Genomic DNA, 25,859 nt, shown 5'->3' with positions numbered 1-25,859 from the left:
TCTCGCTGATAATGCGCAGCGTTCATGACCACAAACTGGCGTAACAATTATGCTGCATTTATTCGCCGGGTTGGATTTCCATACCGGCCTGTTGTTGATTCTCGCGTTACTGTTTGTGCTGTTCTACGAAGCTATCAATGGCTTCCATGATACGGCTAACGCAGTAGCTACCGTTATTTATACTCGCGCAATGCGCTCGCAACTCGCGGTCGTAATGTCGGGCGTATTTAACTTCCTGGGTGTCATGCTCGGCGGCTTAAGTGTCGCGTATGCCATCGTTCACCTTCTTCCAACCGATCTGTTGCTTAATGTGGGCTCTGCTCACGGCTTGGCTATGGTCTTTTCCATGCTGCTGGCAGCGATCATCTGGAACCTGGGAACCTGGTATTTTGGTTTACCGGCTTCCAGCTCACACACGCTGATTGGCGCGATTATCGGTGTTGGGTTAACCAATGCGTTAGTCACGCACACTTCAGTGGTCGATGCGCTGAATATTCCGAAGATGATCAATATCTTCCTGTCGTTAATTGTCTCCCCACTGGTGGGATTGGCAATCGCCGGGACGATGATCTTTTTGCTGCGCCGTTACTGGAGTGGCACTAAAAAACGTCAACGGATCCACTTCACACCGGCTGAACGTGAAAAGAGTGATGGTAAAAAGAAACCCCCATTCTGGACACGTATTGCTCTGATTCTTTCTGCTATCGGCGTGAGCTTCTCACACGGTGCGAACGACGGTCAGAAAGGCATTGGCTTGATCATGCTGGTACTGATTGGCGTAGCACCAGCAGGCTTTGTGCTGAATATGAATGCCACCGGTTACGATATTAGCCGTACCCGCGACGCAGTCACGCATTTGCAACAGTATTATCAGCAACATGGCGATGCGCTCTCGCATGTCGTGGCGTTGACACCGCTGGTGCCAGCACCGGATGCCAATGCAACATCAACCCCAACCGAGTTCCATTGTGACCCGAAACGGATGATGGAAGCACTTGGCCGCGCACAAGCGCTGTTGACCAATTTGCAAAGCTACAATGACTTAGCACCGGAAGAACGCAGCCATATGCGCCGCCTGCTAATGTGTGTCACCGAAACTGCTGACAAAACCGCTGCATTGAGTGAAACCACATCGCAAGATAAGCGTTTCCTGAAAGACTTACGCGGGGATTTGTTGCAAACCGTTGAATACGCACCAATCTGGATTATCGTCGCCGTCGCTCTGGCGTTGGCTTTAGGTACGATGATCGGCTGGAAACGCGTTGCCACGACTATCGGTGAAAAAATCGGTAAGAAAGGCATGACCTACGCACAAGGATTGTCGGCGCAGATGACCGCAGCCGTCTCCATTGGCGTTGCCAGCTACACCGGCATGCCAGTCTCCACCACGCATGTGCTCTCTTCTGCGGTTGCAGGCACGATGTTAGTAGACGGTGGCGGTGTGCAGGGTAAAACGGTGAAGAATATTATGATGGCTTGGCTGCTCACGTTGCCAGTATCCATTATTCTTTCTGGTGCGCTGTACTGGGTTGCGCTGAAACTGATTTAATTTGAAACCGGTTTAGTTTTGCGGCCTGCGCCTCGCGCAGATGCCATATAAAAAGGCGGGACATGAAACTCATGTGCCGCCTTTTTTATTGCCGTTTTTTTTTCATCGCTGCGGATTACACTCAGTAAACGTACACCAGTCTTACGATTCAATACCAAATCAACATCGCCAACATACTGACCAAAATGAGGCCACATAAGCCGGTCGTGAGCATAAATTGGCCGCGCACTCTTTCGCAGCGGCGAATAAACTCAGGGTCGTGGTGGTCGAGATAACGCTGGGCATAAATGTAACGCACCAATCGTATTTGCTTGCTTGGCTGACCGTGGGTGGTAAAAAAACCGCCGCCATCGACATATTGATAAAGCAAAGGATCACAGCCACGTAGCACCACCAGCAGTGCACGTAAGGAAGAGTAGTAGCGCAGCATATTGACCACAAACACCACAAATAATGCCCAGAATAACGCCATAGGACTGATCATGATTCCTCCTCACTGGCGAGTTTATCCTCCCACAGATGAATCACGTTCTGCTGGGAGTCGCCCCATCTTTTTTATTTATACCCTGCATACGCAGCGCATGGTGACGCACGCTACTCAATATTTAGTGTAGGAAATAGCGGCGGAAAAGTGAGGAAGAACACGATTATTTATTCTCACACCGCTAAATAGAGCCGATGTTCCCTACAAACATCACTTTCCACTCAACGCCTGTAAGCTCGATAATCCGTGATGATAAAGTTCATGCGCGTAAAAATCGGGGATGTTGCTGTCGACAATCGCCTGCGCGACGGCTGCCACATTGTAATTAACCGCTCTAATACTCATCTTTAGTTGGCCGTCGCTAACCTCACCACGCAGCCAGGTTGCTTGTGGTTGGCCCGATTTGATTCTACCGACCGCACCGCAGTTAGCGACGGTAAAATCATCATGATAACCACCGGACAGTTTTCGAATATAAGCGCAATGGGTATGGCCGGTTATCATCGCATCAAATTGATATTGGGCGCTCATCTGCGCTAATAACATCGCATCATAATCAGCGTAAATATATTCTGATACTGACCGGGGGCTGGCATGCACCAGCAATAGATGGAACGGATTATTCTCGCTCCCGACATTCAGTGATAACGACATTGGTAACGCACGCAGCCACGCCATATTCTCAGCACTGACCGTCGCCTTACTGATAGTAATACCCGTAATACGCGCGGTTTGCTCCTCTTCGCTATGCCAAGGCATCGGGCTAATTGCTTTATCGAAGGCCACACGCTCATCGTGATTGCCATAAATAACGGGGATATTACGAGCCTTTAACAGCTCAATGACCTCATTAGGCCAAGGCGCAAAATCAACCAGGTCGCCAAGACAGTAGCAATCCTCAATACCTTGCTTTTGAATATCTGCCAGCACCGCCTGTAACGCCGGCAGGTTGGCATGCACATCGCTAAATATCGCAAAACGGTTATGCCGAGGTTTTAGCTTGGTCATTTTTTCCTCCTTTAGCGCGATCACCACGTAACGTCATGAGAACGAAGACCGCAGCCAGGATGGCAAATAGGGATGCGGTCAGCAGCATCTGTGAAAAACCGCTGCTATAGGCTTGATGAGCAATGGTGCGCAGCGTTGCTGCTAACGTGTCGGGATACATCGCCATCGCGCGATTGATATCACCAGAGACAATGTGGTCGATAAATCCGGGCTGCATTGCGACATGGGCAGAGGCCATTTGCGTATGCAGCGCGCTGCGTACGCCACTGGATAAGATGGCGCCAAGGCTGGCAAACCCGAGCAAAATTCCAGAAAAACGCGCGGTGGTGCTAATCCCAGAGCCCATCCCAGCGCGATCGGGCGCAATGGTGCCCATAATGGCTTTTTGCGTTTCACCATTAAGTATCCCGCCACCGCTGCCGAGCAGCGCCATGCCAATAGTGATAAATAACGGATGTTGGTGAGTGAGCGCCCAGGCAATCACCATATTGCCGAATCCAACAATCAACAGGCCGAGCACTAACAACTGTTTTGCCGACATAACATGAGAAACAAAGCGTGTCAGCTGCGGGAAAATCAGCATGGCGATAGCAAAAGGCAACATGCCAATACCCGCCGCTAACGCCGTTTTCCCCTCGATGTTTTGCAGTAACAGAGGCAATAATGAGGTCATCACCTGCGCCGAGGCGGCATACGCAAACATCGCCATTACCGCGCCGACAAAAGGCCATGAAGAGAACAGTCGCAGGTCCAGCATCGGATGGCTTTTTCTTCTTTCGACAATAACCAGACAGAAGAAAAACCAGACGCCGCAGGCAATACGCAAGATAACGTCCCGGCTCTCCCAGCCGCGGTCAGGCCCAAGGATCAACGCCCAGGTCAATGAAAACATCCCGGCGACAAACAGCGCGATACCATGAATATCGACCGGCCCTGCCTGCGGGTTTTTAGATTCATCAATGACGTTAGAAACGGCTAAGGCCAACAGCCCACAAATCGGCACGTTGATAAAGAAGGCCCAGCGCCAACCAAAGAAAGTACTAATAACGCCGCCAGCCAAAGGTGATAGCACCATTGTCAGCCCCATCACACCGCCCCATACTGCCCAGGCGCGGTCGCGTTCCTGTTTACCATGAAAAGTATGCCCAATGATTGCCAAAGCCGGGGCCAACAGGAAAGCAGCGCCAACACCTTGTAAAGCGCGAGCGGCATACAACATACTGGCCGTTGCCGCCCAGCCGCACGCCAGCGAGGCGAGCGAAAATAAGGCGATACCATAAAGAAAAATACGCTTACGACCAAAACGGTCAGCCAGCGACCCGGCAGGTAATAAGAATGATGAGAAGCACAATACATAGGCGCTAATCACCCATTCGATGTCGGCAAAGGTCGCTCCAAGACCGCGTGCAATTGTCGGTAAAACAACACCGACAATATTGGTATCAAGCACAGTCATCGCACAGCCCATTGAGGCGACAAATAATATTGCATTATTTCGCCTGGCTGCCGGGAGTATTGTCGCGGCGGTCATATTAATCTCCGGTAATATTTTAACAGTATTAAAAACAAAAAAAATTATCGGCATAATCAATATATACCCAAATAATTGCAGTTACTTCAGGGCGGCAGGGAGCACCGCCAATACAGAAGCGACGTCAAGTATGACGGGTATCTCTGATTATTTATTCCCGTAGCCAATAGCTGGCGATATCGCCATATCATCCCTGGTGATGAATGTAATAAAATAAATACGAGAGGATATTTTTATAAAAAAAATATTTTAGCTTTCTCCGCTGACTCGGAGAAAAAATAATTAATCATTTACTATGTTGGTAAATAGCCAACAATAATCATTAAACGAATTTCATCAATATCGCTTCGTTTCTATGGCGTTAATGCTGCAACACCCGCTTGAGCAATTTCAACGTCATGTTCTGGTGTCGCCGATGAAACACCAATCGCTCCAACAATCTGCCCCTGCCAGCTCAGCGGTAAACCGCCGCTCATCATAATAAAATCTTTGGCGCTGCTTACCGCGGGACGCGGACCATTCAGCGCTTTTTCTAAATCGCTGCTTGGCCGATGGAATAATGCCGCCGTTCTGGCTTTTCCAGGGGCAAGAATGACGCCTGCAGGAACGTCTGCATTGTCCATTCTTTCCTGCAACAGTGGATTACCGGCGTCATCAACAATAGCGATTACCGCTGGCCATCCCTCTTTCTGAGCTTTCTGCTCCGCCGCCTGCATGACTTTCTTTGCCGTTACGAGGTTGAGATAGTGGCGAGAAGGTAAATCTGCCGCCATCACACTCGATACGCTTAATCCCAGATACAATGCCGCGATCGTTTGATATTTCATGTTCATCTCCTTTAAACAAAACCGATGAGTAGTCTCGCTCCGCAGTGGTGCATATTCAATCATCAGCAGAGTGGTTATAATTAGGTAAAAACTAATAGTCGAGCCGCCGATGGAACTTCGCCACCTACAATATTTTCTCGCTGTTGCCCGCACGCTGCACTTTAGCGCCGCGGCTGAAGCACTCGGTATCGCTACACCAACGCTGTCAGTGCAGATAAAACAGTTAGAGAACGAGATTGGTACCGCGCTGTTTTTCCGCACAAAACGGCGGGTGAAATTGACCCAAGCCGGGGAGATTTTCCGCCTGGAAGCCGAAGCAACTGTGCAGCAGGCGGCGCTGGCATTGGAACGTGGTAAAAGCGCGGCACGAGGTGAGATAGGCTATATCCGGGTTGGCTATATTACCGCCACATTGTGGTCTGGCACGCTAACAGAAGTCTTTACTCCCTTTCGCCATGATTACCCTGATGTCACGATCAGCACGCGGGAAATATTGATGGATATACAGCCCGTACAACTATTAGAAGGGGCGATTGATATCGGGTTTGTACGCGGCCCGGTGGTATTGCCCACAGAAATAAATCATCTGGTGGTGCAGCGCGATAAATTTTGTTTGGCGCTATCGTCTGCCCATCCATTAGCGGCAACCCGTGGCGATATCGCACCAGAACAGCTGGCTAACGAAAGGATTATCCTACCCGAGCAGCCTTTTGGTGGCGAAGAAGTCGCTCGCCGTGGTGGATTCAAGCTCACCAATGCGAGTCGGCCCGGCGGTTTGATGGAGATGCTCGCCCGCGTATCGATTAATGAAGGTGTCGCGGTGATCCCCGCAGTACTGACTCATACTATTCATCTGCCAAATATTGTTTACCGCGATATCGCCACCCCGGTTATTTCGTCTGAAATTTGGATGCTGTATCGCAAATGGGAACGCAGTGCCGTATTAAAAAAACTGATTCAGATGACTAAGAAAAATATCCAGCCAGGTTAATATAGCCGTCATATCAGCACAATTATTTAACATTTAATTCACACGAGCACGTGAGGGCGTGGTAATAATAACCAATTATTGTTTTGCGACTGAATTAAGCAGAACCTTTCTTATTGTTTATTAAGTAAAATCCGCTAAAAAAACAACTGTTATAATTTAAATCTCGCCGACTGTTTATATTTCCCCGCCCCCTTTTGGAATAGGATCGTATTTCCTATCTATCTATTAATAACAATATTTATATATTCACCCACATCTTTCTAAAGCCGTGGCGCCGAGCCTATCTCACTAGATAGATACGGCGCGGGGAAATGTATTAGTTAGAGGTTTGCAATGTTCGGATTAGATGCGTTTCACCTAGCAAGAATACAGTTCGCGTTTACTGTCTCTTTTCACATTATTTTTCCAGCGATCACCATTGGGCTGGCCAGCTTTTTAGCGGTGCTGGAAGGCTTATGGCTGAAAACCAAGCATGAGCCTTACCGCGAACTGTATCATTTTTGGTCGAAGGTTTTTGCCGTTAACTTTGGTATGGGCGTGGTTTCAGGGCTGGTGATGGCCTATCAGTTTGGGACTAACTGGAGCGGATTCTCCGCCTTTGCCGGCAGTATTACCGGCCCGCTGCTTACCTATGAAGTACTCACCGCCTTCTTCCTGGAAGCCGGTTTTCTCGGTGTAATGCTATTTGGCTGGAATAAAGTCGGCAGGCAGCTGCATTTCTTTGCCACCTGTATGGTGGCGTTAGGCACCATTATTTCGACCTTCTGGATACTGGCATCCAACAGTTGGATGCAAACGCCGCAAGGCTATGAAGTGATAAATAATCAGGTCGTACCGGTCGATTGGCTAAAAGTTGTTTTCAACCCATCGTTCCCGTATCGCTTATTGCATATGACCACCGCGGCCTTCTTATCGAGCGCCTTTTTTGTCGGTGCATCGGCGGCATGGCACCTGCTGCGTGGCAATGATACGCCGGCCATTCGCAAAATGCTGTCGATGGCAATGTGGATGGCGCTGATTGTCTCGCCAATTCAAGCGATGATCGGTGATGCACACGGTTTAAACACGCTGCGTTATCAACCGGCAAAAATCGCCGCTATTGAAGGACATTGGAGCAACCCGCCGGGAGAGGCCACGCCGCTAATCCTGTTTGGGCTTCCAGATATGGAACAGGAAACAACCAAATATGCGCTGGAAATCCCTTATCTGGGCAGCGTGATCCTCACCCACAGTTTGCACGAGCAAGTCCCGGCGCTAAGCAGCTTCCCAAAAGAAGACCGCCCGGATTCCACCGTGATCTTTTGGTCATTCCGCGTCATGGCCGGACTGGGTATGTTGATGATCTTGTTGGGCATCACCAGTTTATGGCTACGTTATAAAAAACGCCTGTACCAATCACGCGCCTTCCTACGCTTCACGCTGTTGATGGGGCCTTCAGGTTTGATTGCGCTGTTAGCCGGTTGGTTTACTACCGAAATTGGCCGCCAGCCGTGGGTAGTTTATGGGCTGTTGCGCACTAAAGATGCGGTATCCGCACACGGCGCGATGCATATGAGCATCAGCCTGTTGGCTTTTATCGTGGTCTATTTATCCGTTTTCGGCGTGGGTTATCTGTACATGATGAACCTGATTCGCAAAGGCCCGCAGCCTCATGACGATCATAATCCAACGAGCGAAAACGAGGATTTACAGGGGCGTCCGGCAAGACCTTTGTCTGCGGTACAAGATAAATTCAGCGATGTGAAAGAAGGAAAATAACGTGGGTATCGATTTGCCTTTAATTTGGTTCACCATCATCGTCTTCGCCACGCTGATGTATATCGTTATGGACGGTTTTGATCTGGGAATTGGGATTATTTTCCCCTTCACCAAAGACCCACAGCATCGCGACATGATGGTCAATACTGTCGCCCCCGTTTGGGATGGTAATGAAACCTGGCTGGTACTCGGCGGCGCCGCGCTTTTTGGCGCATTTCCGTTGGCTTATGCGGTGATTATTGACGCGTTGTCGATTCCCCTCACTCTCATGCTGGTCGGGTTGATTTTCCGCGGCGTTGCCTTTGAGTTTCGCTCTAAAGCCACGCTGCATCACCGACCTTTTTGGGATAAAGCATTTATCGGCGGCTCCTATCTTGCCACCTTCACACAAGGGATCGCGGTAGGTGCGGTGATCAACGGCTTTAAGGTCACCGGACGTGAGTTTACCGGCGGGGCTTTTGACTGGTTAACACCTTTCACCCTATTTTGTGGTTTAGGCTTAGTGATTGCCTACGCACTGTTAGGCTGTACCTGGCTGATTATGAAAACTGAGCACAGCTTGCAGCAGCGCATGCATAATTTGGCCTTGCCACTGTTGCTGCTATTGCTGGTCATTTTCATCGCCATCAGTATCTGGACACCAATCCAGCACCCGGCTATCGCCCAGCGTTGGTTCTCAATGCCCAATATCCTTTATCTCCTGCCCGTTCCGTTGCTGGTATTGATTTGTACCTGCGCTATTTTCAACGGTATCCGCAAAAACGCCCATCATTCGCCGTTTATTTTGACGCTGCTGTTGGTGTTTATGGGATTCTCGGGATTGGGTATCAGTATTTGGCCAAATATTATTCCGCCTGGCATTGATATTTGGGCGGCAGCTGCTCCACCGCAAAGCCAAGGCTTTATGCTGGTCGGCGCACTGTTTATCATCCCGATTATTTTGACTTACACCTTCTGGAGTTACTACGTGTTCCGCGGAAAAATCAATCCTGAGGAAGGCTATCACTGATGAAGATATTCAACAAAAGACTCACCAATGTCACGGGAAACGCGATGCAGAGCTCTCAAAAGCTCTCGCCCTGGAAAGGCTTATTATGGATGGTTGGGATTTGGCTGCTGAGCGTACTGGCGTTGGGATGTGTCGCCTCATTATTTAAACTGATGATGTATGCAGCGGGGATGCGGACGGAATAAATATATCTTCGGCAATTGGATTGAAATCTTTATCTATTCTGCACGGCGTAAGCATTTTATGCCGGTAAAAAGGCAAGATTATCTTCACCATAAGCTGTGATCTTGGTTATATTCAGCTAAGGTTTCATGGTGTTAGAATCATCTTAACCCAAGCTACGAAATAGATTTCAAGCGATTATCCGCAGGCTTATGTAAGGAGTTTTATTATGTCTTATAAACATATACTGATTGCCGTTGACCTGTCTCCTGAAAGCAAAGTACTCGTAGACAAGGCGGTGTCCATCGCCCGCCCTTACAACGCCAAAGTTTCGCTGATCCACGTGGACGTCAATTACTCTGACCTGTACACCGGACTGATTGACGTCAATCTTGGTGATATGCAAAAACGCATCTCAGAAGAAACCCATAATGCGCTGAATGAATTATCACACAACGCCGGTTATCCAATAGCCGAAACGCTAAGCGGTAGCGGCGATCTGGCACAAGTGCTGGTTGATGCTATCAAGAAATACGATGTTGATTTAGTGGTCTGTGGCCACCATCAAGATTTCTGGAGCAAGCTAATGTCTTCAGCCCGTCAGCTGATTAATACCGTACATATCGACATGATGATTGTGCCGCTGCGCGATGACGAGATTGCCTAACTCGCTATAGCCAAACAAAATAAAATGCCCGCCAGAGCTAAGCTTTGGCGGGCATTTTATTTCTAACGAGCAATGCCTGAAATTTAACATGAAAGATCGTCATCTGATCCATACACACAACCGAAAGGATCTTCCCACTTATTGCCCCTATAAAAGAAAATTGCTTTTTCTTTGCCACCGACGAAAAATGATGCAAAACCGCTGGATTGCAAAACCCACGTCCCACTTAAACCATTTTTGAATGTTACTGAGCCAGTAGCGATACAGGGAGAGTAATATTCGTGCAGTAAAGAACCGGCTTCTTTCAGCTCTTTAGCCGAATTGAAAAAATGTATTACCTGTTCTTTAATGGGTCTAAATGCCTCACACTCTTCAGTGTGTTTCTTTTCGTAGGTTATTCCTGTTTTTTTAATCTCAACATCTCTGACCACCCTAGCTTCAGCATGGATTGAAATAACAGATAAAATAACGAGTAATATTTCTTTTAGTCTTACCATTGTGCTGTACTCGCTTCCGTTTCGTTTTTTCTACCTATTTCTGGATGACGATATACTTCTGTCAAAGGAACAGCGAGTGTTTTAGCTAATTCTTTTACTAACCATTTCAATGATGCGTTCTGTTTATCATTTACCGGTTCATAAATTATCGGTTTTCCTTCGACTCTAGGCGCTGCTCCAACGATTTCTATACCAATAGAATCAATATTGATCGGATAACGATCGGGAAAAGATTTTCTCTGCTCCATTTTTGATACCCTACCTTTTCCGGAGCTTGTTTGTTCTAAGTGAAAAATACTCTTAAATTCAGTCGGCTCACATTTTCTGGCTATAAAGCAACGAGATTGACTTTTCCCTACATGCCAAGTGACTCGATATAGAGAGGCTGTTTGATAAATTGTGCCATCTTTATCTATTAGAAAGTGAGCACCGTTGGCGCTTTTATTTTTATAACTGTTAAATGTACTCTTAGACGTTGAGCTTCCTGTCTGATGTACAACAATACCATTAACTTTATCTAATTTCCCACGCTCTATAGTATTGAATATTTTGAGGACAATTCGTTTATCATCAATATAACCATGACCATCTACGTAAAACATAACCATTCATCCTTGATAGCAATTAAATTGTTGCGTTAGCCTTAATATCGTAACCAGTAGAAACTACACTTGCCATATGGCCCTGTGCATTTTGCACAACATAATCCATTTTCACTCGAGAGAAAGATAATGAAATCCTTTCCCTAGGAGAATGCATACGATAATAACCGATAGATTTAACGTTGGTGATGATGATATTTTGTAATGTTATACGTAAATATTCTAAAGGTGAGCCGCCTGCCTTACAAATAGTCAATATAGCTTCAGGGATATGTTTTCCAGTAAGGCAATATTGCAGAAGATTTGGTGTGGCTCTATCAATATAGTGTTCAAAGTGAAGATCTTCGACAGTACATTTCTCCGCACCGCCACCGCTACCGCTACCTGTATGCATATTTGACGACTGACTCACTAACCATTCCCAACGTAGAACGTCAATTTCGTCTTTATGTATAGAATCCTGCGATTCTCCGTCAATGCCATTTAGCTTCAAAAATATATCTTGAGCCATAGATAGTTCCCTCTATTGTACGCTTATATATGTACTGTTAAATCATCATTAATAATTTACACCCCTATTAGTAATACAATCTTCAATTAAATAAAACTTTTATTAGAATTTTTTATTATTAGCATTCCATCCATATATTGCTAATAAAACACTCTTCATCATTTATTAACTCATCAATAAAATGCCCGCCAGAGCTAAGCTTTGGCGGGCATTTTATTTTTTAGGCCAACGGTTTTACAGCGGCGTATAAATATCAAACCGGTGGCTTTTGGTGGTTACTGCGGCCTGCGCGGGGACATCGGCCATTGGCGGCGCATAGTCAGGTCGCTTAACGACAATACGCTTAGTGGCTAAGCGTCGGGCCGGTTCGAGCAAACCATCGGCATCGTCATCTGCCCCTACCAATCCCTGGAAAACGCGCATCTCTTTTTTGACCAAGGCACTTTTCTGTTTATGCGGGTACATTGGATCAAGATAAACCACCTGTGGTTTCGGCGAGAGTTCAGCCAAGGCCGTCAGGCTAGAAGCGTGTAATAAAGTTAAGCGTTCACGCAGCCAGCCGCCAATTTCGGCATCCTGATAACCACGCTGTAATCCGTCATCAAGCAAAGCGGCCACTACCGGGTTGCGCTCGAGCATGCGGACATGGCATCCCAATGCCGCCAGCACAAAAGCATCACGGCCTAATCCTGCCGTAGCATCGACCACATCGGGCAAATAGCTGCCTTTTATGCCGACCGCTTTGGCGACGGCTTCACCGCGCCCCCCGCCGAAACGGCGGCGATGGCCCATGGTTCCCCCCACGAAATCAACGAATATCGCACCGAGCTTTGGCTCGTCGCGCTTACGCAGTTCCAGGCGTTCAGGGGTGAGCACCAACGCCATCGTGGCATCGGGGTCAGAAAGCAGATTCCAGCGTTCCGCCAGAATAGATAAGGCGCCGGGTTCGGCGCCTTCTTCACAAAGTAAACACACAGTCACGAGCGGAGGTTATCCTTTGATACCGTAATGGCGCAGCATAGCATCGAGTTGTGGTTCACGGCCACGGAAGCGTTTAAACAGCTCAATCGGCTCTTCAGAACCGCCGCGCGACAAGATGTTATCGAGGAATGACTGACCGGTTTCACGGTTAAAGATCCCCTCTTCTTCAAAGCGCGAGAAGGCATCAGCAGACAACACTTCCGCCCACAGATAGCTGTAGTAACCCGCCGCATAGCCACCGGCAAAGATATGGCTGAATGCATGTGGGAAACGACCCCAGCTTGGTGAAGGCACCACGGCAACCTGTTTTTTAATCTCAGCCAAGGTTTGCAGAATTTGTGCGCCCTTCGCCGGATCGTATTCTGCGTGCATGCGGAAATCGAACAAACCGAACTCCAACTGGCGCAAGATAAACAGCGCCGCCTGATAGTTCTTCGCCGCCAACATCTTATCGAGCATCTCTTGCGGCAGCGCTTCGTTGGTCTGGTAGTGACCGGAGATAAACGCCAGCGCTTCCGGCTCCCAGCACCAGTTTTCCATAAACTGGCTTGGCAACTCGACGGCATCCCAAGGCACACCGCTAATACCGGCCACGCCTGAGACATCGATTTTGGTCAGCATATGATGCAAACCATGGCCGAACTCATGGAACAGCGTGGTGACTTCGTTATGGGTAAACAGCGCAGGTTTATCACCGACTGGGCCGTTGAAGTTACAGGTCAGATAAGCCACCGGCTTTTGCAACTCGCCATTGGCGAGACGCAGGCTGCCAACGCAGTCATTCATCCACGCGCCACCGCGTTTGTGTTCGCGGGCATAAAGATCGAGATAGAAGCTACCGCGCAGGTCGCCGGTTTCATCGAATAAATCGAAGAAACGTACGTCTTTATGCCAGATATCTACACCTTGGCGCTCTTTAGCGGTGATGCCGTAAATACGTTTCACCACTTCAAACAGACCGTCCAGCGCGCGTTGTTCAGGGAAGTACGGGCGCAGTTGCTCGTCATTAATCGAGAACAGATGCTGTTTTTGTTTCTCGCCATAGTAGGCCAGATCCCACGCATCCATCTCGTCTACGCCAAATTGTGCTTTGGCAAAGGCACGCAATTGCGCCAATTCTTCTTGGCCCTGTGGGCGAGCACGTTTCGCCAGCCCGTCCAGGAAGCCGATTACCTGGCTAGTGTTCTCTGCCATCTTGGTCGCCAGCGACTTATCGGCGTAGGAGTTAAAGCCCAGCAATTGCGCGAGTTCGTGACGCAACGCCAGCTCTTCGGCCATAATTTCGCTGTTATCCCATTTGCCAGCATTCGGGCCTTGATCGGACGCACGAGTGGTAAAGGCGCGATACATCTCTTCACGCAGCGCACGGTTATCACCGTAGGTCAGCACCGGCAGATAACTCGGCATATCTAAAGTCAGCAACCAGCCTTCTTGCTCTTTGGCTTCTGCCTGCGCTTTTGCCGATGCCAATGCGCTTTCCGGCAAGCCGCTCAGTTCATTCACATCAGTAATCAGTTTGCTCCAGCCCATCGTGGCATCAAGCACGTTGTTGCTGTAGGTCGACCCTAATTCAGACAGGCGAGCAGAGATTTCACCGTAGCGTTTTTGTTTCTCTGGCGATAAACCAATACCTGACAGCTCAAAGTCACGCAGCGCATTATCAATCGATTTTTGCTGGGCCAATGTAAGCGTGGCAAAGTTCGCACCGTCTTTTAGGGAACGATAAGCCTGATACAACCCGGCATGTTGACCCATCCAGGTACCAAACTCGGACAGCAGTGGCAAGCATTGCTCATAAGCTTCGCGCAGTTCAGGGCTGTTTTTTACCGAGTTCAAATGGCCAATTGGCGAGAAAATCCGATTCAGACGGTCATCACTTTCAGCCAATGGTTGGCACAGATTATCCCAAGTGAAAGGGCCAGATTGCGCCACCAATTGTTCGACCACAGCGCGACATTCATCAATGACAGATTGCACGGCTGGAACGATATGTTCAGGACGAATGGAAGAGAATGGCGGCAGAGCGAATGGCGCCAACAACGGGTTATTTGATGCGTCGTTTTGGGCTGCTTGGGTCATAACATATCCTTATAAAGGCCTGGCCTGATACCGGCGGCGCTTCGCGTTATGCGCCGGGTATCACACCGTGAATTCGAGTTAATGTTGCAACATCACTGGCATTAACATGAGGCCAGACTCAGGGAAAATCAATGGTTGGCACACATCGTTGATCAATCCAGAGCCATCAAGCTATGGCGAAACGGGTACTAACAATTCGAATAAGATAAGTCTTATGTGTTTACACTTTATTTACACAAGGGTGTTAATGTAATAGTTCTCATTTGTATAATCATTACTATTAAACCTTTGTTTATAATAAGGTCGGACATTTTCCCATGAGACTCTCTACACTTATCTTGATGATTTTACTAGGAAGCGTGGCTGCACCAGCGTTAGCTAATGGCGATATTGGCTCTGATATGGGCACCATTGCCGAGAACTACGCGACCGTGCAACAAACTCAATCGCTCGATGAATTTAAAACAGCCCTACAAAATATACGCGTTGCCGCACTCGATGCCGAACAAGGCACACCAACGCGTCTGGCAGGCCAACAAGCTGATTCACCTTCTATGGTCGATTTTCGCCACGGCTTAACGCTGCTAGTGGCCAATGTCGATCAAGCTCTCGCCCTGGCTAATAAAGGTGATTTATCGCAAGCACAAGCCAGCGCAGAGAAGATGAAAGCCATTCGTAATGAATATCACCAGAAGTACCGTTAACTTGTTTTTATAAAACCAAAATGACACTTACTCCCCTACATAACAGGAACAATATTATGCGCCGTTTATTTAAGGCTGTTATTGGCACGTTTTTACTTATTCCCGCCTTGGCTAGCGCCAGCACCTATCCACTCACGGTCACTGACCTGGATAATCGTACGGTGACAATAGAGAAAGAGCCGCATCGCATCATTTTACAAGATGGCCGCGATATCTTAACGCTGGCCCTGCTCGACCGGGATGACCCTTTTAAACGCGTGATTGCCTGGAATAACCTGCCGAAAAGACAAGATACCGGCACTTGGGATGTGTTGCGTAAAACCTGGCCGGAATCAGAGAAAATCCTCGATATGGGCTTCTCCGATAAAGGTAATGTGAACCTCGAAACGATTCTGGCGCAAAACCCTGATCTAATGATCGCGCAATTACGCGCCAAACCGGCACTGATTGAAACGGGTGTGGTCGCTACGCTGCAAAAGCTGCATATTCCGCTGGTCTTCGTTGATTACGAACTGCACCCGATGAAAGACACCGTGCCAAGCGTAACGCTGCTGGGTAAAGTACTTAATCGAGAAGAGCACGCCAAAGAGTACACCGATTTCTACAGCCAGCACCTTGCAGAGATCCAACAAAAAACTGCGGCTATTACGCCAAAACCAACGGTCTTTATTGAACCTATCGCCGGGGTCGGCGGCTTAGATGATGCGTGCTGCTTTACCCATGCTCACAATGGCTGGGGCGGCTTAGTTGAAGCAACCGGTGCCACCAATATCGGTTCATCATTGCTGCCAGGTGCGACGGGCTATGTATCGGTAGAAAAAATTATCAGCATGAAGCCTGATTTCTACGTGATGACGGGTTCAAAACGTGATGGTAAAGGTAATGCGGTGCTGCCGTTTGGCTACAACACGCAATACGCTGATGTGAAAAGCAAATTTGCAGCGCTGTTAAATCGTCAGGGTGTGAAACAAATTCCAGCGGTTGAAGCAGGCCACGTTGCCGGGGTTTATCACCACTTCTATAACCACCCTTACAATATTATTGGCGTAGAAGTATTGGCGAAAGATTTTTACCCAACCCAGCTCAGCAATATCAATCCTGAGCAGGATTATCACGAGATCATCAAACGCTTCACACATATTCCTGATGACCAAATCATCCTTTCTTATCAGCCGGCGACAGCAAAATAATGAAGATGAAGGTCAGGCGCATTTGTGCACTCTCATTGGCGCTTTCGGCGCCAATACTTGCGACCCAGGCTCAGGCGTCGTTAACCGACGGCGCCCAGCTAAACTTTGAAGCAAGAAATCTCTATTTTAATAATCACAACCGCTCTGCGCCGAAGATCCAGTCCAACACGGAACAGTGGGGACAAGGTTTTATTCTGGAAGGCATTTCGGGTTATACCGATGGCCCAATCGGGTTTGGTGCCGACGCTATTGGTATGCTCGGCGCGAAACTTTATGGGCCGCAAGGTAGAAACGGTGCTATCGGTTTGTTCCCGACCGATAGCACCGGTAACTCACCAGACACCTTTGGCAGCGCCAGTTTTGCGTTGAAGGCACGCGTCAGTCAGTCGGTATTGCGTGCGGGTTATCAACAACTCAACCTGCCGGTGATCCAATCTAATGATGGCCGCCTGCTGCCTTCAATTTATCGCGGCATCACCTTTAGTTCGCAAGATATTGCCGATGTGATACTTAACGCCGGTTTTATCGATCGCGTACAAGGGCGTAACCAGGACGGTGAACAGAAGCTAAAAGCGACGGGGAATGCCAAAGCGTTCAGCTCTGGTTTCACCTACGCTGGCGGAACCTGGAATCCGATTAAACCTTTAGGGCTGACTTACTATTACGCCAGGCTCAATGATGTGTATCAGCAGAACTTTGTTGGTATCACTACGGCAACGCCCTTAAGTATTGGCAAGCTATCTACGGATATCCGCTACTTCAACAGCCAAGGTGTAGGCGCACAGTTTAGTGGGCCGATTAATAATAATGCCATTGGCGGATTAGTCTCCTATTCCCTGCTCGGCAATACCTTCGGACTAGGTTATCAGGCATTAACTGGCAGCAGTGGCTTCCCGTATCTTGACCCGGGACAAAGCGTTGGCGGCGTAGTCACGGGGACGACTGGTGGCAACTCAGGGCTTATCGGCGAAGTACCACTGTCGAAATTCAAAACTCAGGATGAGAAAGAGTGGGTGCTGAAATACAGCTATAACTTGAGCCGTATAGGCCTGCAAGGAGTAGCCTTTAATAGCACCTATGTCTCCGGCCACGATGCGCGCACTAGCAGTAAAGCGGCGGGACAAAATGAGTGGGTCCGCACCTTTGGACTCAGTTATAACGTGCCAGACAGTGTGATAAAAGGCGTCACCGTGGCGTGGAAAAACGTCACCTATCGCACCAACGTGACCGGTAATCACAGTCAGGATCAAAATATCCTGTTGGTATCTTATAAGTTTGGATTAGTGCATGGTTAGCGTGGAAGTAGCGCATAGCTAGTAAAGCGACTTGAGCAACAACCTATCGGGCTGCGGGCGACAATCTGCGGCCCAAAACATACCCCAAACAGGTTAACAAAAGGCTATCAGGGCTGAATAGCAGATAAAGATATTCCTTTTTGCACTCTCTTATTCCAACGAAATTACCTTTCTTTTTATCGATGATGCTATGGTTACTGGGAGTAAGTCGGCTCTACACCCAAGGTACGGTTCAGTTAATTCTGAAACGATTATATGTATATTACCTCAACCAAGGATCTTACTATGTCTATCGCTCTCATCGGTGCATCGGGTAAAGCAGGTGCACGTATCCTCAAAGAACTATCAGACCGCGGCCATCACGTTACCGCTATCGCTCGCCATCCAGAAAAAATCGCCGCACTCCCACACGTTACCGCGGTGAAAGGCGATGCTAATGACCAGGCGGCTCTCACCGCATTGCTAAAAGGTCACGATGTTGTCATTAGTTCGGTGCATTTTACGGTCAGCGATCCGCGTATTCTGATTGATGCCGTCAAAGCTGCCCACGTAAAACGCTATTTGGTAGTCGGCGGGGCCGGCAGCCTGGAAGTCGCGCCTGGTGTGCAATTGATCACGACCCCAGATTTCCCTGAATTCGCCAAACCAGAGGCGTTGGCCGGCGGCAAATTCCTCGATTTGTTACGTCAAGAAAAGCAGTTAGATTGGACGTTCCTGTCGCCTTCAGCCCTGTTTGTTCCGGGTGAACGCACCGGTAAATTCCGTCTCGGCAAAGACCAGCTTCTCGCCAACGAGAAAGGCAGCAGTATTTCATTTGAAGACTATGCGATTGCGCTGGTTGATGAAGTCGAAAAACCAGCTCACAGCCGTCAGAGATTTACCGTAGGCTACTGATTTAAAATATCAATTTATTTAGGGCATCCACTATCTGTGGATGCCCTTAGATTAATACCCCAGATCTCTGCCCCCTGCTTTTTCGCCCCATCATCAGACTATTTTATGGCTTAAATAATTATGGACATATTTGTCCATAACGATCTATGCTCCTGCTCATCCGTTTTTCATCCAGTGTTAAACATCTATTTTTTATACGGGGTATCAAAATGCACAGCACAGATTTTGCCGATAAAGTTGTATTAGTTCTTGGGGGATCTCGGGGGATTGGTGCCGCTATCGTCAGGCGTTTTGCCCGTCAGGGCGCGAGCCTGTTCTATACTTGGAACGGCGCGCCAGAAAAAGCGCAAGCGTTACGTGAGCAATTGGCGCAAGAAGGTTTTCACGTCACACCAATACAAGCAGATAGCGCCAATGTCGATGCCATCCGTGCAGCCGTTGAAGTGGTTTCGTCTACGCACGGGCGCGTGGATATTTTGGTGAATAACGCCGGTATCTTGCTGCGAAATACCGTCGATAAATTTCCAGTAGAAGATTTTGATCGCATGTTAGCCGTAAACGTGCGCGCCCCTTTCTTCGCCGTGCAGGCTGCAGCTAATGTTATGCCTCGTGGCGGCAAAATCGTCATTATCGGCAGTATTGTCGCAGACCGGGCGGCATTCCCCGGTACCAGCGTTTATGCAATGACTAAATCAGCGGTCGCCGGAATGGTAAGAGGTTTAGCCGTTGATCTGGCAGCTAAAGAGATCACTATTAACACGGTGCAACCCGGCCCGATAGAAACCGATATGAATCCGAAAGACAGCCCACATAGGGACGCAGTTCTAAACATGCTGCCACTTGGTCGCATGGGCAAAGACGATGAAGTTGCCGGACTTGTTGCCTACCTTGCAGGGGAAGAAGCCAGCTTTATTACCGGCTCTGCAATGACTATTGATGGTGGGTATCTGGCTTAATTTCTATAACACTGTGCATGATAAAACGATGCATTATGGTAAAACACGGGGTTGATGGCGCAACCCGCCAATCGCGAAGCTCGCCATATTACGCAGCGCTTCAGGCGCAATTCCCGTTTTAGCAGCAATCGTGATACCAACCAATGTATTCTGAATAAACGTGGCAGCGCTCGAAATATCTTCTATTGGCGAGAGCTCACCTTCTGCTATCGCCTGCTGCAATCGCAGTGTTATTACAGTGTGCAGCCGCGTACCCGCAGACCGCAAGATAGCCTCTACCTCGCTATCTTGCGGTGTAAATACACAGCGCGTATTAATTCCCAGGCAACCTTGTAAACGTACCTCTTCCGTCTCTTCTGCCACCGTACTTAATAGAGCCTCAAAGGCTGCAATAGCCGAATGATGGCTTTGCAAACGAGCGATCTTCTTACTCACGCTTTCATCGGTATAACGTTGCAATACGGCTAAAAATAGTTGTCTCTTACCACCAAAAGTACTGTAAAAGCTTTGGCGGCCAATGCCCATCGCCAGGCGCAAATCATCGGTGGTCACTGCATGGTATCCCAGACGATTGAACACCGAGATCGCTGTCGCCATTGTTTGGTCATAGTCAAATTCACGTGGGCGAGCCATAAATCGATCCATTTTTATTGAGAATATTCGAGGGCTAAAGCATCACACAGCCCGCTTTTTCCGGTCAACGAATTTGCCTCGCCGAAAAAATACAAAGCAAATTAATTTACGCCTGCGAATACAACATACGCAAGATTCTGGCAAAACAGGCACTGCCGGTAGAAAGCCCAAGCCTTATTATTGTCGGTCACGTTGCCACGTTATGAGATAAATTAGCGTGGTTTTAATGGGTTACAACTTAACGTAGCCATATTCTTGACTTGACCAGACCGCACAGCCATATTCATTAAGCAGCACGTTTTGTATACGCAACACACAAACTGATTAATAAAAATCGTAAATTTATATGCATCCTCAATTTTTATCTATTTGCAGGGGAATAGACCATGAAAAAATATAACCTAATGGTGCTGGCGGCTTTACTGGGATCATTCAGCGCAATGAGCCAAGCGGAAACTGTTATCCGTTTTGGTGTCGATCCTTCATTCCCGCCTTTCGAATCGAAAACACCCGAAGGTAATCTCGTGGGTTTTGATATCGATTTAGGCAACGCGATTTGTAAACAGGCCAATGCAAAATGCGAATGGGTTGAAACGGCCTACGACAGCATCATCCCAGCGCTGAACGCCAAAAAATTTGATGCCGTGCTTTCAGCAATGGCCATCACCGAAAAACGCAAGGCACAGGTGAATTTCTCTAATGTGATATACAACATTCCAAGCGTATTGGTCGCGCCAAAAGGCAGCCATCTTGACGCGACGGTAGAGTCGCTGAAAGGCAAAGTGATCGGTGTGGCACAAGGGACAACACAAGAAGCCTATGCCAAAGGTATGTGGCAGGGAAAAGGTGTACAGGTTGTATCCTACCCGAATCAAGATGCGGTTAACCAAGACCTGGCCTCCGGCCGTATTGACGCCACTTTTACTAATGCCGCTACCGCAGAAATCGGTTTCTTGAAAACCAAAGCAGGCGCTGATTTCGGTTTTGTCGGCAAAACGGTTTTGGATCCGCAATATCTAGGCGGTGGTGCGGCGATCGCACTGCGCAAAGACGATCAAGCTCAGTTGCAAGTGATCAACACTGCGCTGGCAGGTATTCATGCCAGTGGCGTTTACCAACTGCTAGAGAAAAAATACTTCACTTTCGACGTGTTTAAGAACAACAAGCCGTAAGCTGAGAGAAAAATTGTAAAGACCAGCCCGATATTCATCAAGTTTTATTGTGATTACCGGGCTGCATATAATATATCCACATTCTTATATTCCATTCACCGTCCTTTTATTTATTTTTATTATGACATCAAGCATTAATATTAATAAGTACTACACAACAATCGTACAATTAAACTAATTAATGTCGTTTTCTTTAAAAGTAAATATAACGACAAAAATTACCTTAATAGGGGTATATGAATAAAAATTCTCGGTGGTATTGTAATGCGAAATTAACCCTCATTATTCTATGGAAAGAAAATGAAAAAAACATCCGTCATAGCAATATCTGCCTTCCTCATTAGTACTTCTGCCGTATCAGCCCCAAGTTGGAATCAATGGAATTCAGACGTCACTGCAGATAGTACCAATCATGCAGACGCACCAAAAACTAATACAAATCTTAATATAATAAAAAGTAACGTTTCAAACCTGAGTAATACTCTGGATTCCTCAGTTGAAAAACAAAACGATATCAATAGTAAACAAAAAGCTAAAAATGATAATCAAGATATTCTGAATAACCAGCAGGTCGAAGTAAATTCAACGCAAAAAACGTGGAATTCTAATCAAGAGGGTCTGAACGACCAGCAGCGGAATGTGAATACCAAGCAGGCTGCTACCAATGCCAAAGTCGGAGCAAATTTAAATACATTAAATAGAGATGTTAACTGGTTAAATGGCCGTGTTGATAGACTCGACCATACTATGAAAAGAGGTTTTGCTTCACAAGCAGCGCTATCTGGTTTATTCCAACCATACAGCGTTGGTAAATTTAACCTTTCAATGTCGCTAGGTGGATATGAATCTACCAATGCGTTAGCTCTTGGTTCTGGCTATCGTTTAACTGAGCAAGTCGCCGCGAAAGTGGGTGTAGCAACCAATACAGAGGATTTTAAAGGCACCTCATATAATGCGGCAGTGAATTTCGAGTGGTAATAATCACCTATACAAAAAATAATTGAAATTGCCTCAAGGCGATAAGTGAACATAGCTAACACAGAAGCAACGTCAAATATGACGGGGATAGACTGTTTAACCCTATTATTCGACCTTGCGTGTCACGATAGTTAATAAATAGGTTGATGAGCAAGTAATATATGGCAACAAAGGTATTCTTTGTTGCCATTATTGCTGGGCTAGTACTAAACAATCATCACATTTGCAGCGGTCTTCGCCAAAGCCTGTGATTCTTCTTCATTAATTCCACTGTCGGTAATAATAGTGTCGATTTTGTCCATCGGTAACACCAGATTAAAGCCACGACGCCCAAACTTGCTCGAATCGGTCACAACCACCACCTGCCGTGCCGCTTGCGCCATAATCGCGCTAATCGAGTAGCCTTCATTGAATGTCGTGATGCCGCTGCTGGCATCTAAACCATCCGCACCAACAAACATCAAATTAGCCACAATACCGCGCAGCGCGAACTCAGTAATATTGCCGTGCAGCGAACGCGTCTTATGCCGCAGCGTTCCGCCGCATACCACCAGCGTCACGTCGGGGTTTTCTGATAACACAAAAGCCGCCGGCAAATTATTCGTGATCACGGTGATATTGCCAGCTTTCACGAGCTCTTCAGCAATCAACATCGTGGTGCTCCCACTATCGAGGATCACCGTATCACCGGGTTTCACCATCGCTGCAGCCGCGATAGCAATACGCTTTTTCGGGTCTTCTGCCTGACGATATCTCTCTTCTAATATCATCTCTCCCTGCGAACCAGCACTGCTCTGCTCAATTTTTGGCACGCCTTTGCCAGCCCCTCCATGGAATCGCGTCAACAACCCCTTTTGTTCCATCAAACGTAAATCGGCGCGAATAGTGACTTCCGAAACCTCGAAGAAAGACGAAAGATCCGAAACTAAAACACTGCCCTGCTCATTCGCCATCTCAACTATTTTTTGACGCCTTTCATAAGAATTCATCATTTCATGCCTGCTGCTAAACATTACATCCAGTTTAAACAAAAGACTTCGAAAATGGGAGGTAAAAAATAACGGCTAGTGAAATTAACAGCAATCAATTGAAAATATTGCATTAATTTTTTATCCAGTTATCAAAACAACAGACAAAACAAAACTATAACCCTTCAAGGTATCTCGAAGAAAAAAAGTAATGCCATGTCGAAAGATAACGGAATACTTCGATCTTAGTCACGGATCATACAAAAGGGTATTGCGTGCATTTCGAAATGATACGATTCTTTTCGGAAATAAACGGAGGATTAAATGAAAGATATTTTGAAACTACACAAAAGTGGTCAATCCATCGGTATCTGTTCTGTCTGCTCAGCGCATCCGCTAGTGATCGAGGCTGCATTGCGTCTGGATCTTGATTCAGATCGCCAGGTGCTGATCGAAGCCACATCGAATCAAGTCAACCAGTTCGGCGGCTATACCGGTATGCAGCCTGCTGATTTCCGGGAGTTTGTTTGGAATATTGCACAACAGGTTGGCTTCCCGCAGCAACGTTTGATCTTAGGCGGCGATCATTTAGGCCCAAACTGCTGGCAAAACGAAAATGCACAAAGTGCCATGGAGAAAGCAGAGGAGTTAATTGCCAGCTATGTTGCCGCAGGTTTTAGCAAAATCCATCTTGATGCCTCGATGTCATGCGCTGACGATCCCGTGCCTTTAGATCCGGCAGTGGTTGCTGCTAGAGCGGCTCGCCTGTGCGCTGTCGCTGAACAAACGGCAACTGAACAGCAAAAACAACGGCTCACTTATGTCATTGGTACCGAGGTTCCAGTTCCCGGTGGCGAATCTGCCGCTATCGAGCAGGTACATATTACGCACGCCAACGATGCGCAAGCCACTATCGACTTACATCACCAAGCCTTTACTGAGGCGGACCTACAAGCCGCTATTCCACGTATTATTGCTATTGTTGTGCAACCGGGCGTGGAGTTCGATCACAGCAGCGTGATCCATTATCAGCGCGGATTAGCCCACGAGCTATCGGCCTTTATTGCAACAACACCATTGGTTTATGAAGCACATTCCACCGATTACCAAACTCGTGAATCCTATCGTCAGCTGGTAGAAGATCATTTCGCTATTTTGAAAGTGGGTCCAGCGCTGACATTCGCGCTACGCGAAGCTATTTTTGCTCTGGCCAATATAGAACAGGCATTAATCGCTCCAGATGAACAGAGCCAAGTCATGGCTGTTATCGACCGCGTCATGCTCGATGAGCCGGACTACTGGAAAAAGTATTATCACGCGACGTTTAGCCGCTCATTAATTGACCTGCACTTCAGCCTTTCTGACCGTATTCGCTATTACTGGCCGCATCCACGTATCAACCATGCGGTTGAAGCCATGCTGCATAATTTACAGACAATCACTCTGCCGCTTGGCCTGCTAAGCCAGTTTATGCCGATACAGTTCGAACGTGTTATGTCTGGTGATCTCAGCGCAGCGCCACATGAACTTATCATCGATAAAATTCAGGATGTGTTGCGTGCCTATCGCTATGGTTGCACTGCTGCCCCCGCCAATGCGGAGGTAATCTGCCATGCATAGCTGCCAGATTTTCGTCAAAACGGGGATAGCTTTTCGCGATGCCGAACAAGCATTAACCCATATCGGCAAAACGATGTTGCAAGCAGGCGTCGTCAAAAGCTCCTATCCCCAAGCCTTGCTATACCGGGAAGCCGAGTTTCCAACCGGGATCATGCTGGAAAATCATGCGATTGCGATCCCACATTGCGAAGCTGAGCATGCCATTGAACCGGCAATTTACCTGATTCGTCCCGATAGCCCGGTGCCTTTTGCTCAAGCCGATGATGATAACCAAGTCGGTGCATCCTTAATTATCGCTTTGATCGTTACTCACCCTGCAGAACAACTGATGCTGCTGCGTAATTTATTCGGCCAATTACAAGAGCCAACCTTCGTTGAGCAGCTACTTAGCGCACAGGAAAACCAGCTGGCAGACATCTTTAAACAGCAGGTTTTTCCCTCGGCGAATGAGCCATCACCCACAACAAAAATGACAACAACAACATCCCAACACCAAGGAGCCTTATTGTGAAAAGAAAAATTATCGTCGCCTGTGGCGGCGCGGTGGCGACATCCACTCTCGCCGCAGAAGAGATCAAAGAACTCTGTGCGGACAATGGCATCACGCTTGATCTCATTCAGTGTCGGGTAACCGAAATCGAAACCTATATGGATGGCGCAGATTTAATTTGTACTACCGCACGCGTCGATCGTCAGTTTGGCAATATTCCCGTCGTACACGGTATGCCGTTCGTTTCAGGCGTAGGTATCGACACATTAAAAGAAAAAATACTCGCGTTGTTGCAGGAGTAAT

At 47.7% G+C, this 25,859-nt stretch carries 27 protein-coding genes; 16 read left to right on the top strand and 11 right to left on the bottom strand.

The features are described from left to right. Window positions 1-49 precede the first annotated feature (49 nt). On the top strand, window positions 50-1,549 hold the full coding sequence (pitA, locus tag ACL9RG_RS04630) for an inorganic phosphate transporter PitA (RefSeq protein WP_422791418.1): 1,500 nt from the start codon (window positions 50-52) through the stop codon (window positions 1,547-1,549). A gap of 148 nt (window positions 1,550-1,697) precedes the next feature. On the opposite strand, the gene uspB is transcribed toward pitA, so the two are convergent. The 4 genes from uspB to ACL9RG_RS04610 form a co-directional block, all read right to left on the bottom strand. Beyond that, on the bottom strand, window positions 1,698-2,033 hold the full coding sequence (gene uspB, locus ACL9RG_RS04625; RefSeq protein WP_422791417.1) for a universal stress protein UspB: 336 nt from the start codon (window positions 2,031-2,033) through the stop codon (window positions 1,698-1,700). 210 nt (window positions 2,034-2,243) lie between these two features. Then, window positions 2,244-3,041, bottom strand: a complete 798-nt coding sequence (locus ACL9RG_RS04620; RefSeq protein ID WP_422791416.1) for a metallophosphoesterase family protein — start codon at window positions 3,039-3,041, stop codon at window positions 2,244-2,246. Then, entirely contained in the window at window positions 3,016-4,572 is a 1,557-nt protein-coding gene (locus tag ACL9RG_RS04615) for an MFS transporter (protein WP_422791415.1), read from the bottom strand. The genes ACL9RG_RS04620 and ACL9RG_RS04615 overlap by 26 nt, the downstream gene beginning before the upstream one ends. Before the next feature lie 353 nt (window positions 4,573-4,925). Continuing rightward, window positions 4,926-5,399 carry a GlcG/HbpS family heme-binding protein gene (locus ACL9RG_RS04610; RefSeq protein WP_422791414.1) on the bottom strand — a complete coding sequence of 158 codons (474 nt, stop codon included), beginning with the start codon at window positions 5,397-5,399 and terminating at the stop codon, window positions 4,926-4,928. Between the two features lie 109 nt (window positions 5,400-5,508). On the opposite strand from ACL9RG_RS04610, the gene ACL9RG_RS04605 reads away from it, so the two are divergent. From ACL9RG_RS04605 to uspA, 5 genes are all read left to right on the top strand, one after another. Continuing rightward, window positions 5,509-6,390: a LysR family transcriptional regulator gene (locus tag ACL9RG_RS04605; RefSeq protein WP_422791413.1), complete on the top strand. Its 882-nt coding sequence runs from the start codon at window positions 5,509-5,511 to the stop codon at window positions 6,388-6,390. A 333-nt stretch (window positions 6,391-6,723) separates the two neighbouring features. Further along, on the top strand, window positions 6,724-8,148 hold the full coding sequence (locus ACL9RG_RS04600; protein ID WP_422791412.1) for a cytochrome ubiquinol oxidase subunit I: 1,425 nt from the start codon (window positions 6,724-6,726) through the stop codon (window positions 8,146-8,148). A 1-nt stretch (window position 8,149) separates the two neighbouring features. Next, the gene (cydB, locus tag ACL9RG_RS04595; protein ID WP_422791411.1) at window positions 8,150-9,157 is read left to right on the top strand and encodes a cytochrome d ubiquinol oxidase subunit II; all 1,008 of its coding nucleotides are present in this window, start codon (window positions 8,150-8,152) and stop codon (window positions 9,155-9,157) included. Between the two features lie 44 nt (window positions 9,158-9,201). Beyond that, window positions 9,202-9,342, top strand: coding sequence for a DUF2474 domain-containing protein (locus ACL9RG_RS04590; protein WP_422791410.1), 141 nt, complete (start codon window positions 9,202-9,204; stop codon window positions 9,340-9,342). A 206-nt stretch (window positions 9,343-9,548) separates the two neighbouring features. Beyond that, window positions 9,549-9,986, top strand: a complete 438-nt coding sequence (gene uspA, locus ACL9RG_RS04585) for a universal stress protein UspA (protein WP_422791409.1) — start codon at window positions 9,549-9,551, stop codon at window positions 9,984-9,986. An 83-nt stretch (window positions 9,987-10,069) separates the two neighbouring features. Here the strand turns inward: uspA and ACL9RG_RS04580 are convergent, their stop codons facing one another. From ACL9RG_RS04580 to prlC, 5 genes are all read right to left on the bottom strand, one after another. Next, a complete protein-coding gene (locus tag ACL9RG_RS04580; RefSeq protein WP_422791408.1) occupies window positions 10,070-10,483 on the bottom strand; it encodes a hypothetical protein in 414 nt (137 codons plus the stop codon). After that, window positions 10,477-11,085, bottom strand: coding sequence for a peptidoglycan recognition protein family protein (locus ACL9RG_RS04575; protein WP_422791407.1), 609 nt, complete (start codon window positions 11,083-11,085; stop codon window positions 10,477-10,479). Before ACL9RG_RS04575 ends, ACL9RG_RS04580 begins: the two co-directional genes overlap by 7 nt. 22 nt (window positions 11,086-11,107) lie before the next feature. Continuing rightward, on the bottom strand, window positions 11,108-11,596 hold the full coding sequence (locus ACL9RG_RS04570; RefSeq protein WP_422791406.1) for an Hcp family type VI secretion system effector: 489 nt from the start codon (window positions 11,594-11,596) through the stop codon (window positions 11,108-11,110). Between the two features lie 234 nt (window positions 11,597-11,830). Further along, window positions 11,831-12,577 (bottom strand): 16S rRNA (guanine(1516)-N(2))-methyltransferase RsmJ, encoded by a 747-nt coding sequence (rsmJ, locus tag ACL9RG_RS04565; protein ID WP_422791405.1) that lies wholly within the window; start codon window positions 12,575-12,577, stop codon window positions 11,831-11,833. Window positions 12,578-12,586: 9 nt separating this feature from the next. Continuing rightward, window positions 12,587-14,656, bottom strand: coding sequence for an oligopeptidase A (prlC, locus tag ACL9RG_RS04560; protein WP_422791404.1), 2,070 nt, complete (start codon window positions 14,654-14,656; stop codon window positions 12,587-12,589). Window positions 14,657-14,973: 317 nt separating this feature from the next. Between prlC and cybC the strand changes: the two genes are divergently transcribed. The 5 genes from cybC to ACL9RG_RS04535 all read left to right on the top strand — a co-directional run bounded on the left by cybC (window position 14,974) and on the right by ACL9RG_RS04535 (window position 19,695). Beyond that, window positions 14,974-15,360, top strand: coding sequence for a cytochrome b562 (gene cybC / locus ACL9RG_RS04555; protein WP_422791403.1), 387 nt, complete (start codon window positions 14,974-14,976; stop codon window positions 15,358-15,360). 56 nt (window positions 15,361-15,416) lie between these two features. Further along, window positions 15,417-16,550 carry an ABC transporter substrate-binding protein gene (locus ACL9RG_RS04550; RefSeq protein ID WP_422791402.1) on the top strand — a complete coding sequence of 378 codons (1,134 nt, stop codon included), beginning with the start codon at window positions 15,417-15,419 and terminating at the stop codon, window positions 16,548-16,550. 5 nt (window positions 16,551-16,555) lie between these two features. After that, window positions 16,556-17,845 carry an OprD family outer membrane porin gene (locus ACL9RG_RS04545; RefSeq protein ID WP_422791401.1) on the top strand — a complete coding sequence of 430 codons (1,290 nt, stop codon included), beginning with the start codon at window positions 16,556-16,558 and terminating at the stop codon, window positions 17,843-17,845. Window positions 17,846-18,130: 285 nt separating this feature from the next. Beyond that, window positions 18,131-18,739 carry an NAD(P)-dependent oxidoreductase gene (locus ACL9RG_RS04540; RefSeq protein ID WP_422791399.1) on the top strand — a complete coding sequence of 203 codons (609 nt, stop codon included), beginning with the start codon at window positions 18,131-18,133 and terminating at the stop codon, window positions 18,737-18,739. A gap of 209 nt (window positions 18,740-18,948) precedes the next feature. After that, window positions 18,949-19,695 (top strand): SDR family oxidoreductase, encoded by a 747-nt coding sequence (locus ACL9RG_RS04535; protein WP_422791398.1) that lies wholly within the window; start codon window positions 18,949-18,951, stop codon window positions 19,693-19,695. A 33-nt stretch (window positions 19,696-19,728) separates the two neighbouring features. Here ACL9RG_RS04535 and ACL9RG_RS04530 read toward each other — a convergent pair whose 3' ends face one another. Continuing rightward, window positions 19,729-20,328: a TetR/AcrR family transcriptional regulator gene (locus tag ACL9RG_RS04530; protein ID WP_422791397.1), complete on the bottom strand. Its 600-nt coding sequence runs from the start codon at window positions 20,326-20,328 to the stop codon at window positions 19,729-19,731. A gap of 386 nt (window positions 20,329-20,714) precedes the next feature. Between ACL9RG_RS04530 and ACL9RG_RS04525 the strand changes: the two genes are divergently transcribed. After that, window positions 20,715-21,500 (top strand): ABC transporter substrate-binding protein, encoded by a 786-nt coding sequence (locus tag ACL9RG_RS04525; RefSeq protein WP_422791396.1) that lies wholly within the window; start codon window positions 20,715-20,717, stop codon window positions 21,498-21,500. A gap of 300 nt (window positions 21,501-21,800) precedes the next feature. Beyond that, the gene (locus ACL9RG_RS04520; protein ID WP_422791395.1) at window positions 21,801-22,478 is read left to right on the top strand and encodes a YadA C-terminal domain-containing protein; all 678 of its coding nucleotides are present in this window, start codon (window positions 21,801-21,803) and stop codon (window positions 22,476-22,478) included. Window positions 22,479-22,684: 206 nt separating this feature from the next. On the opposite strand, the gene ACL9RG_RS04515 is transcribed toward ACL9RG_RS04520, so the two are convergent. Then, the gene (locus ACL9RG_RS04515; protein WP_422791590.1) at window positions 22,685-23,467 is read right to left on the bottom strand and encodes a DeoR/GlpR family DNA-binding transcription regulator; all 783 of its coding nucleotides are present in this window, start codon (window positions 23,465-23,467) and stop codon (window positions 22,685-22,687) included. A 303-nt stretch (window positions 23,468-23,770) separates the two neighbouring features. On the opposite strand from ACL9RG_RS04515, the gene gatZ reads away from it, so the two are divergent. From gatZ to gatB, 3 genes are read left to right on the top strand one after another with little or no spacing between them, the layout of a single operon-like run. Beyond that, complete coding sequence (gene gatZ, locus ACL9RG_RS04510; RefSeq protein WP_422791394.1) at window positions 23,771-25,066, top strand: tagatose-bisphosphate aldolase subunit GatZ; 1,296 nt, start codon at window positions 23,771-23,773, stop codon at window positions 25,064-25,066. After that, on the top strand, window positions 25,059-25,577 hold the full coding sequence (gene gatA, locus ACL9RG_RS04505) for a PTS galactitol transporter subunit IIA (RefSeq protein WP_422791393.1): 519 nt from the start codon (window positions 25,059-25,061) through the stop codon (window positions 25,575-25,577). Before gatZ ends, gatA begins: the two co-directional genes overlap by 8 nt. Beyond that, window positions 25,574-25,858 carry a PTS galactitol transporter subunit IIB gene (gene gatB / locus ACL9RG_RS04500; RefSeq protein WP_422791392.1) on the top strand — a complete coding sequence of 95 codons (285 nt, stop codon included), beginning with the start codon at window positions 25,574-25,576 and terminating at the stop codon, window positions 25,856-25,858. The genes gatA and gatB overlap by 4 nt, the downstream gene beginning before the upstream one ends. Window position 25,859 lies beyond the last annotated feature (1 nt).

This window comes from Rouxiella sp. Mn2063, assembly GCF_049319665.1.
In the GTDB taxonomy this organism is placed as follows: domain Bacteria; phylum Pseudomonadota; class Gammaproteobacteria; order Enterobacterales; family Enterobacteriaceae; genus JBMOUD01.
This window is presented reverse-complemented; position numbering and strand designations above follow the sequence as displayed.

Excerpts from the sequence above, each read along its gene's own strand:
- pitA (WP_422791418.1), top strand. The coding sequence starts at position 50 with ATGCTGCATTTATTCGCCGGGTTGGATTTCCATACCGGCCTGTTGTTG.
- uspB (WP_422791417.1), bottom strand. The coding sequence starts at position 2,033 with ATGATCAGTCCTATGGCGTTATTCTGGGCATTATTTGTGGTGTTTGTG.
- ACL9RG_RS04620 (WP_422791416.1), bottom strand. The coding sequence starts at position 3,041 with ATGACCAAGCTAAAACCTCGGCATAACCGTTTTGCGATATTTAGCGAT.
- ACL9RG_RS04615 (WP_422791415.1), bottom strand. The coding sequence starts at position 4,572 with ATGACCGCCGCGACAATACTCCCGGCAGCCAGGCGAAATAATGCAATA.
- ACL9RG_RS04610 (WP_422791414.1), bottom strand. The coding sequence starts at position 5,399 with ATGAAATATCAAACGATCGCGGCATTGTATCTGGGATTAAGCGTATCG.
- ACL9RG_RS04605 (WP_422791413.1), top strand. The coding sequence starts at position 5,509 with ATGGAACTTCGCCACCTACAATATTTTCTCGCTGTTGCCCGCACGCTG.
- ACL9RG_RS04600 (WP_422791412.1), top strand. The coding sequence starts at position 6,724 with ATGTTCGGATTAGATGCGTTTCACCTAGCAAGAATACAGTTCGCGTTT.
- ACL9RG_RS04590 (WP_422791410.1), top strand. The coding sequence starts at position 9,202 with ATGCAGAGCTCTCAAAAGCTCTCGCCCTGGAAAGGCTTATTATGGATG.
- uspA (WP_422791409.1), top strand. The coding sequence starts at position 9,549 with ATGTCTTATAAACATATACTGATTGCCGTTGACCTGTCTCCTGAAAGC.
- ACL9RG_RS04580 (WP_422791408.1), bottom strand. The coding sequence starts at position 10,483 with ATGGTAAGACTAAAAGAAATATTACTCGTTATTTTATCTGTTATTTCA.
- ACL9RG_RS04575 (WP_422791407.1), bottom strand. The coding sequence starts at position 11,085 with ATGTTTTACGTAGATGGTCATGGTTATATTGATGATAAACGAATTGTC.
- ACL9RG_RS04570 (WP_422791406.1), bottom strand. The coding sequence starts at position 11,596 with ATGGCTCAAGATATATTTTTGAAGCTAAATGGCATTGACGGAGAATCG.
- prlC (WP_422791404.1), bottom strand. The coding sequence starts at position 14,656 with ATGACCCAAGCAGCCCAAAACGACGCATCAAATAACCCGTTGTTGGCG.
- cybC (WP_422791403.1), top strand. The coding sequence starts at position 14,974 with ATGAGACTCTCTACACTTATCTTGATGATTTTACTAGGAAGCGTGGCT.
- ACL9RG_RS04550 (WP_422791402.1), top strand. The coding sequence starts at position 15,417 with ATGCGCCGTTTATTTAAGGCTGTTATTGGCACGTTTTTACTTATTCCC.
- ACL9RG_RS04545 (WP_422791401.1), top strand. The coding sequence starts at position 16,556 with ATGAAGGTCAGGCGCATTTGTGCACTCTCATTGGCGCTTTCGGCGCCA.
- ACL9RG_RS04540 (WP_422791399.1), top strand. The coding sequence starts at position 18,131 with ATGTCTATCGCTCTCATCGGTGCATCGGGTAAAGCAGGTGCACGTATC.
- ACL9RG_RS04535 (WP_422791398.1), top strand. The coding sequence starts at position 18,949 with ATGCACAGCACAGATTTTGCCGATAAAGTTGTATTAGTTCTTGGGGGA.
- ACL9RG_RS04530 (WP_422791397.1), bottom strand. The coding sequence starts at position 20,328 with ATGGCTCGCCCACGTGAATTTGACTATGACCAAACAATGGCGACAGCG.
- ACL9RG_RS04525 (WP_422791396.1), top strand. The coding sequence starts at position 20,715 with ATGAAAAAATATAACCTAATGGTGCTGGCGGCTTTACTGGGATCATTC.
- ACL9RG_RS04520 (WP_422791395.1), top strand. The coding sequence starts at position 21,801 with ATGAAAAAAACATCCGTCATAGCAATATCTGCCTTCCTCATTAGTACT.
- ACL9RG_RS04515 (WP_422791590.1), bottom strand. The coding sequence starts at position 23,467 with ATGAATTCTTATGAAAGGCGTCAAAAAATAGTTGAGATGGCGAATGAG.
- gatZ (WP_422791394.1), top strand. The coding sequence starts at position 23,771 with ATGAAAGATATTTTGAAACTACACAAAAGTGGTCAATCCATCGGTATC.
- gatA (WP_422791393.1), top strand. The coding sequence starts at position 25,059 with ATGCATAGCTGCCAGATTTTCGTCAAAACGGGGATAGCTTTTCGCGAT.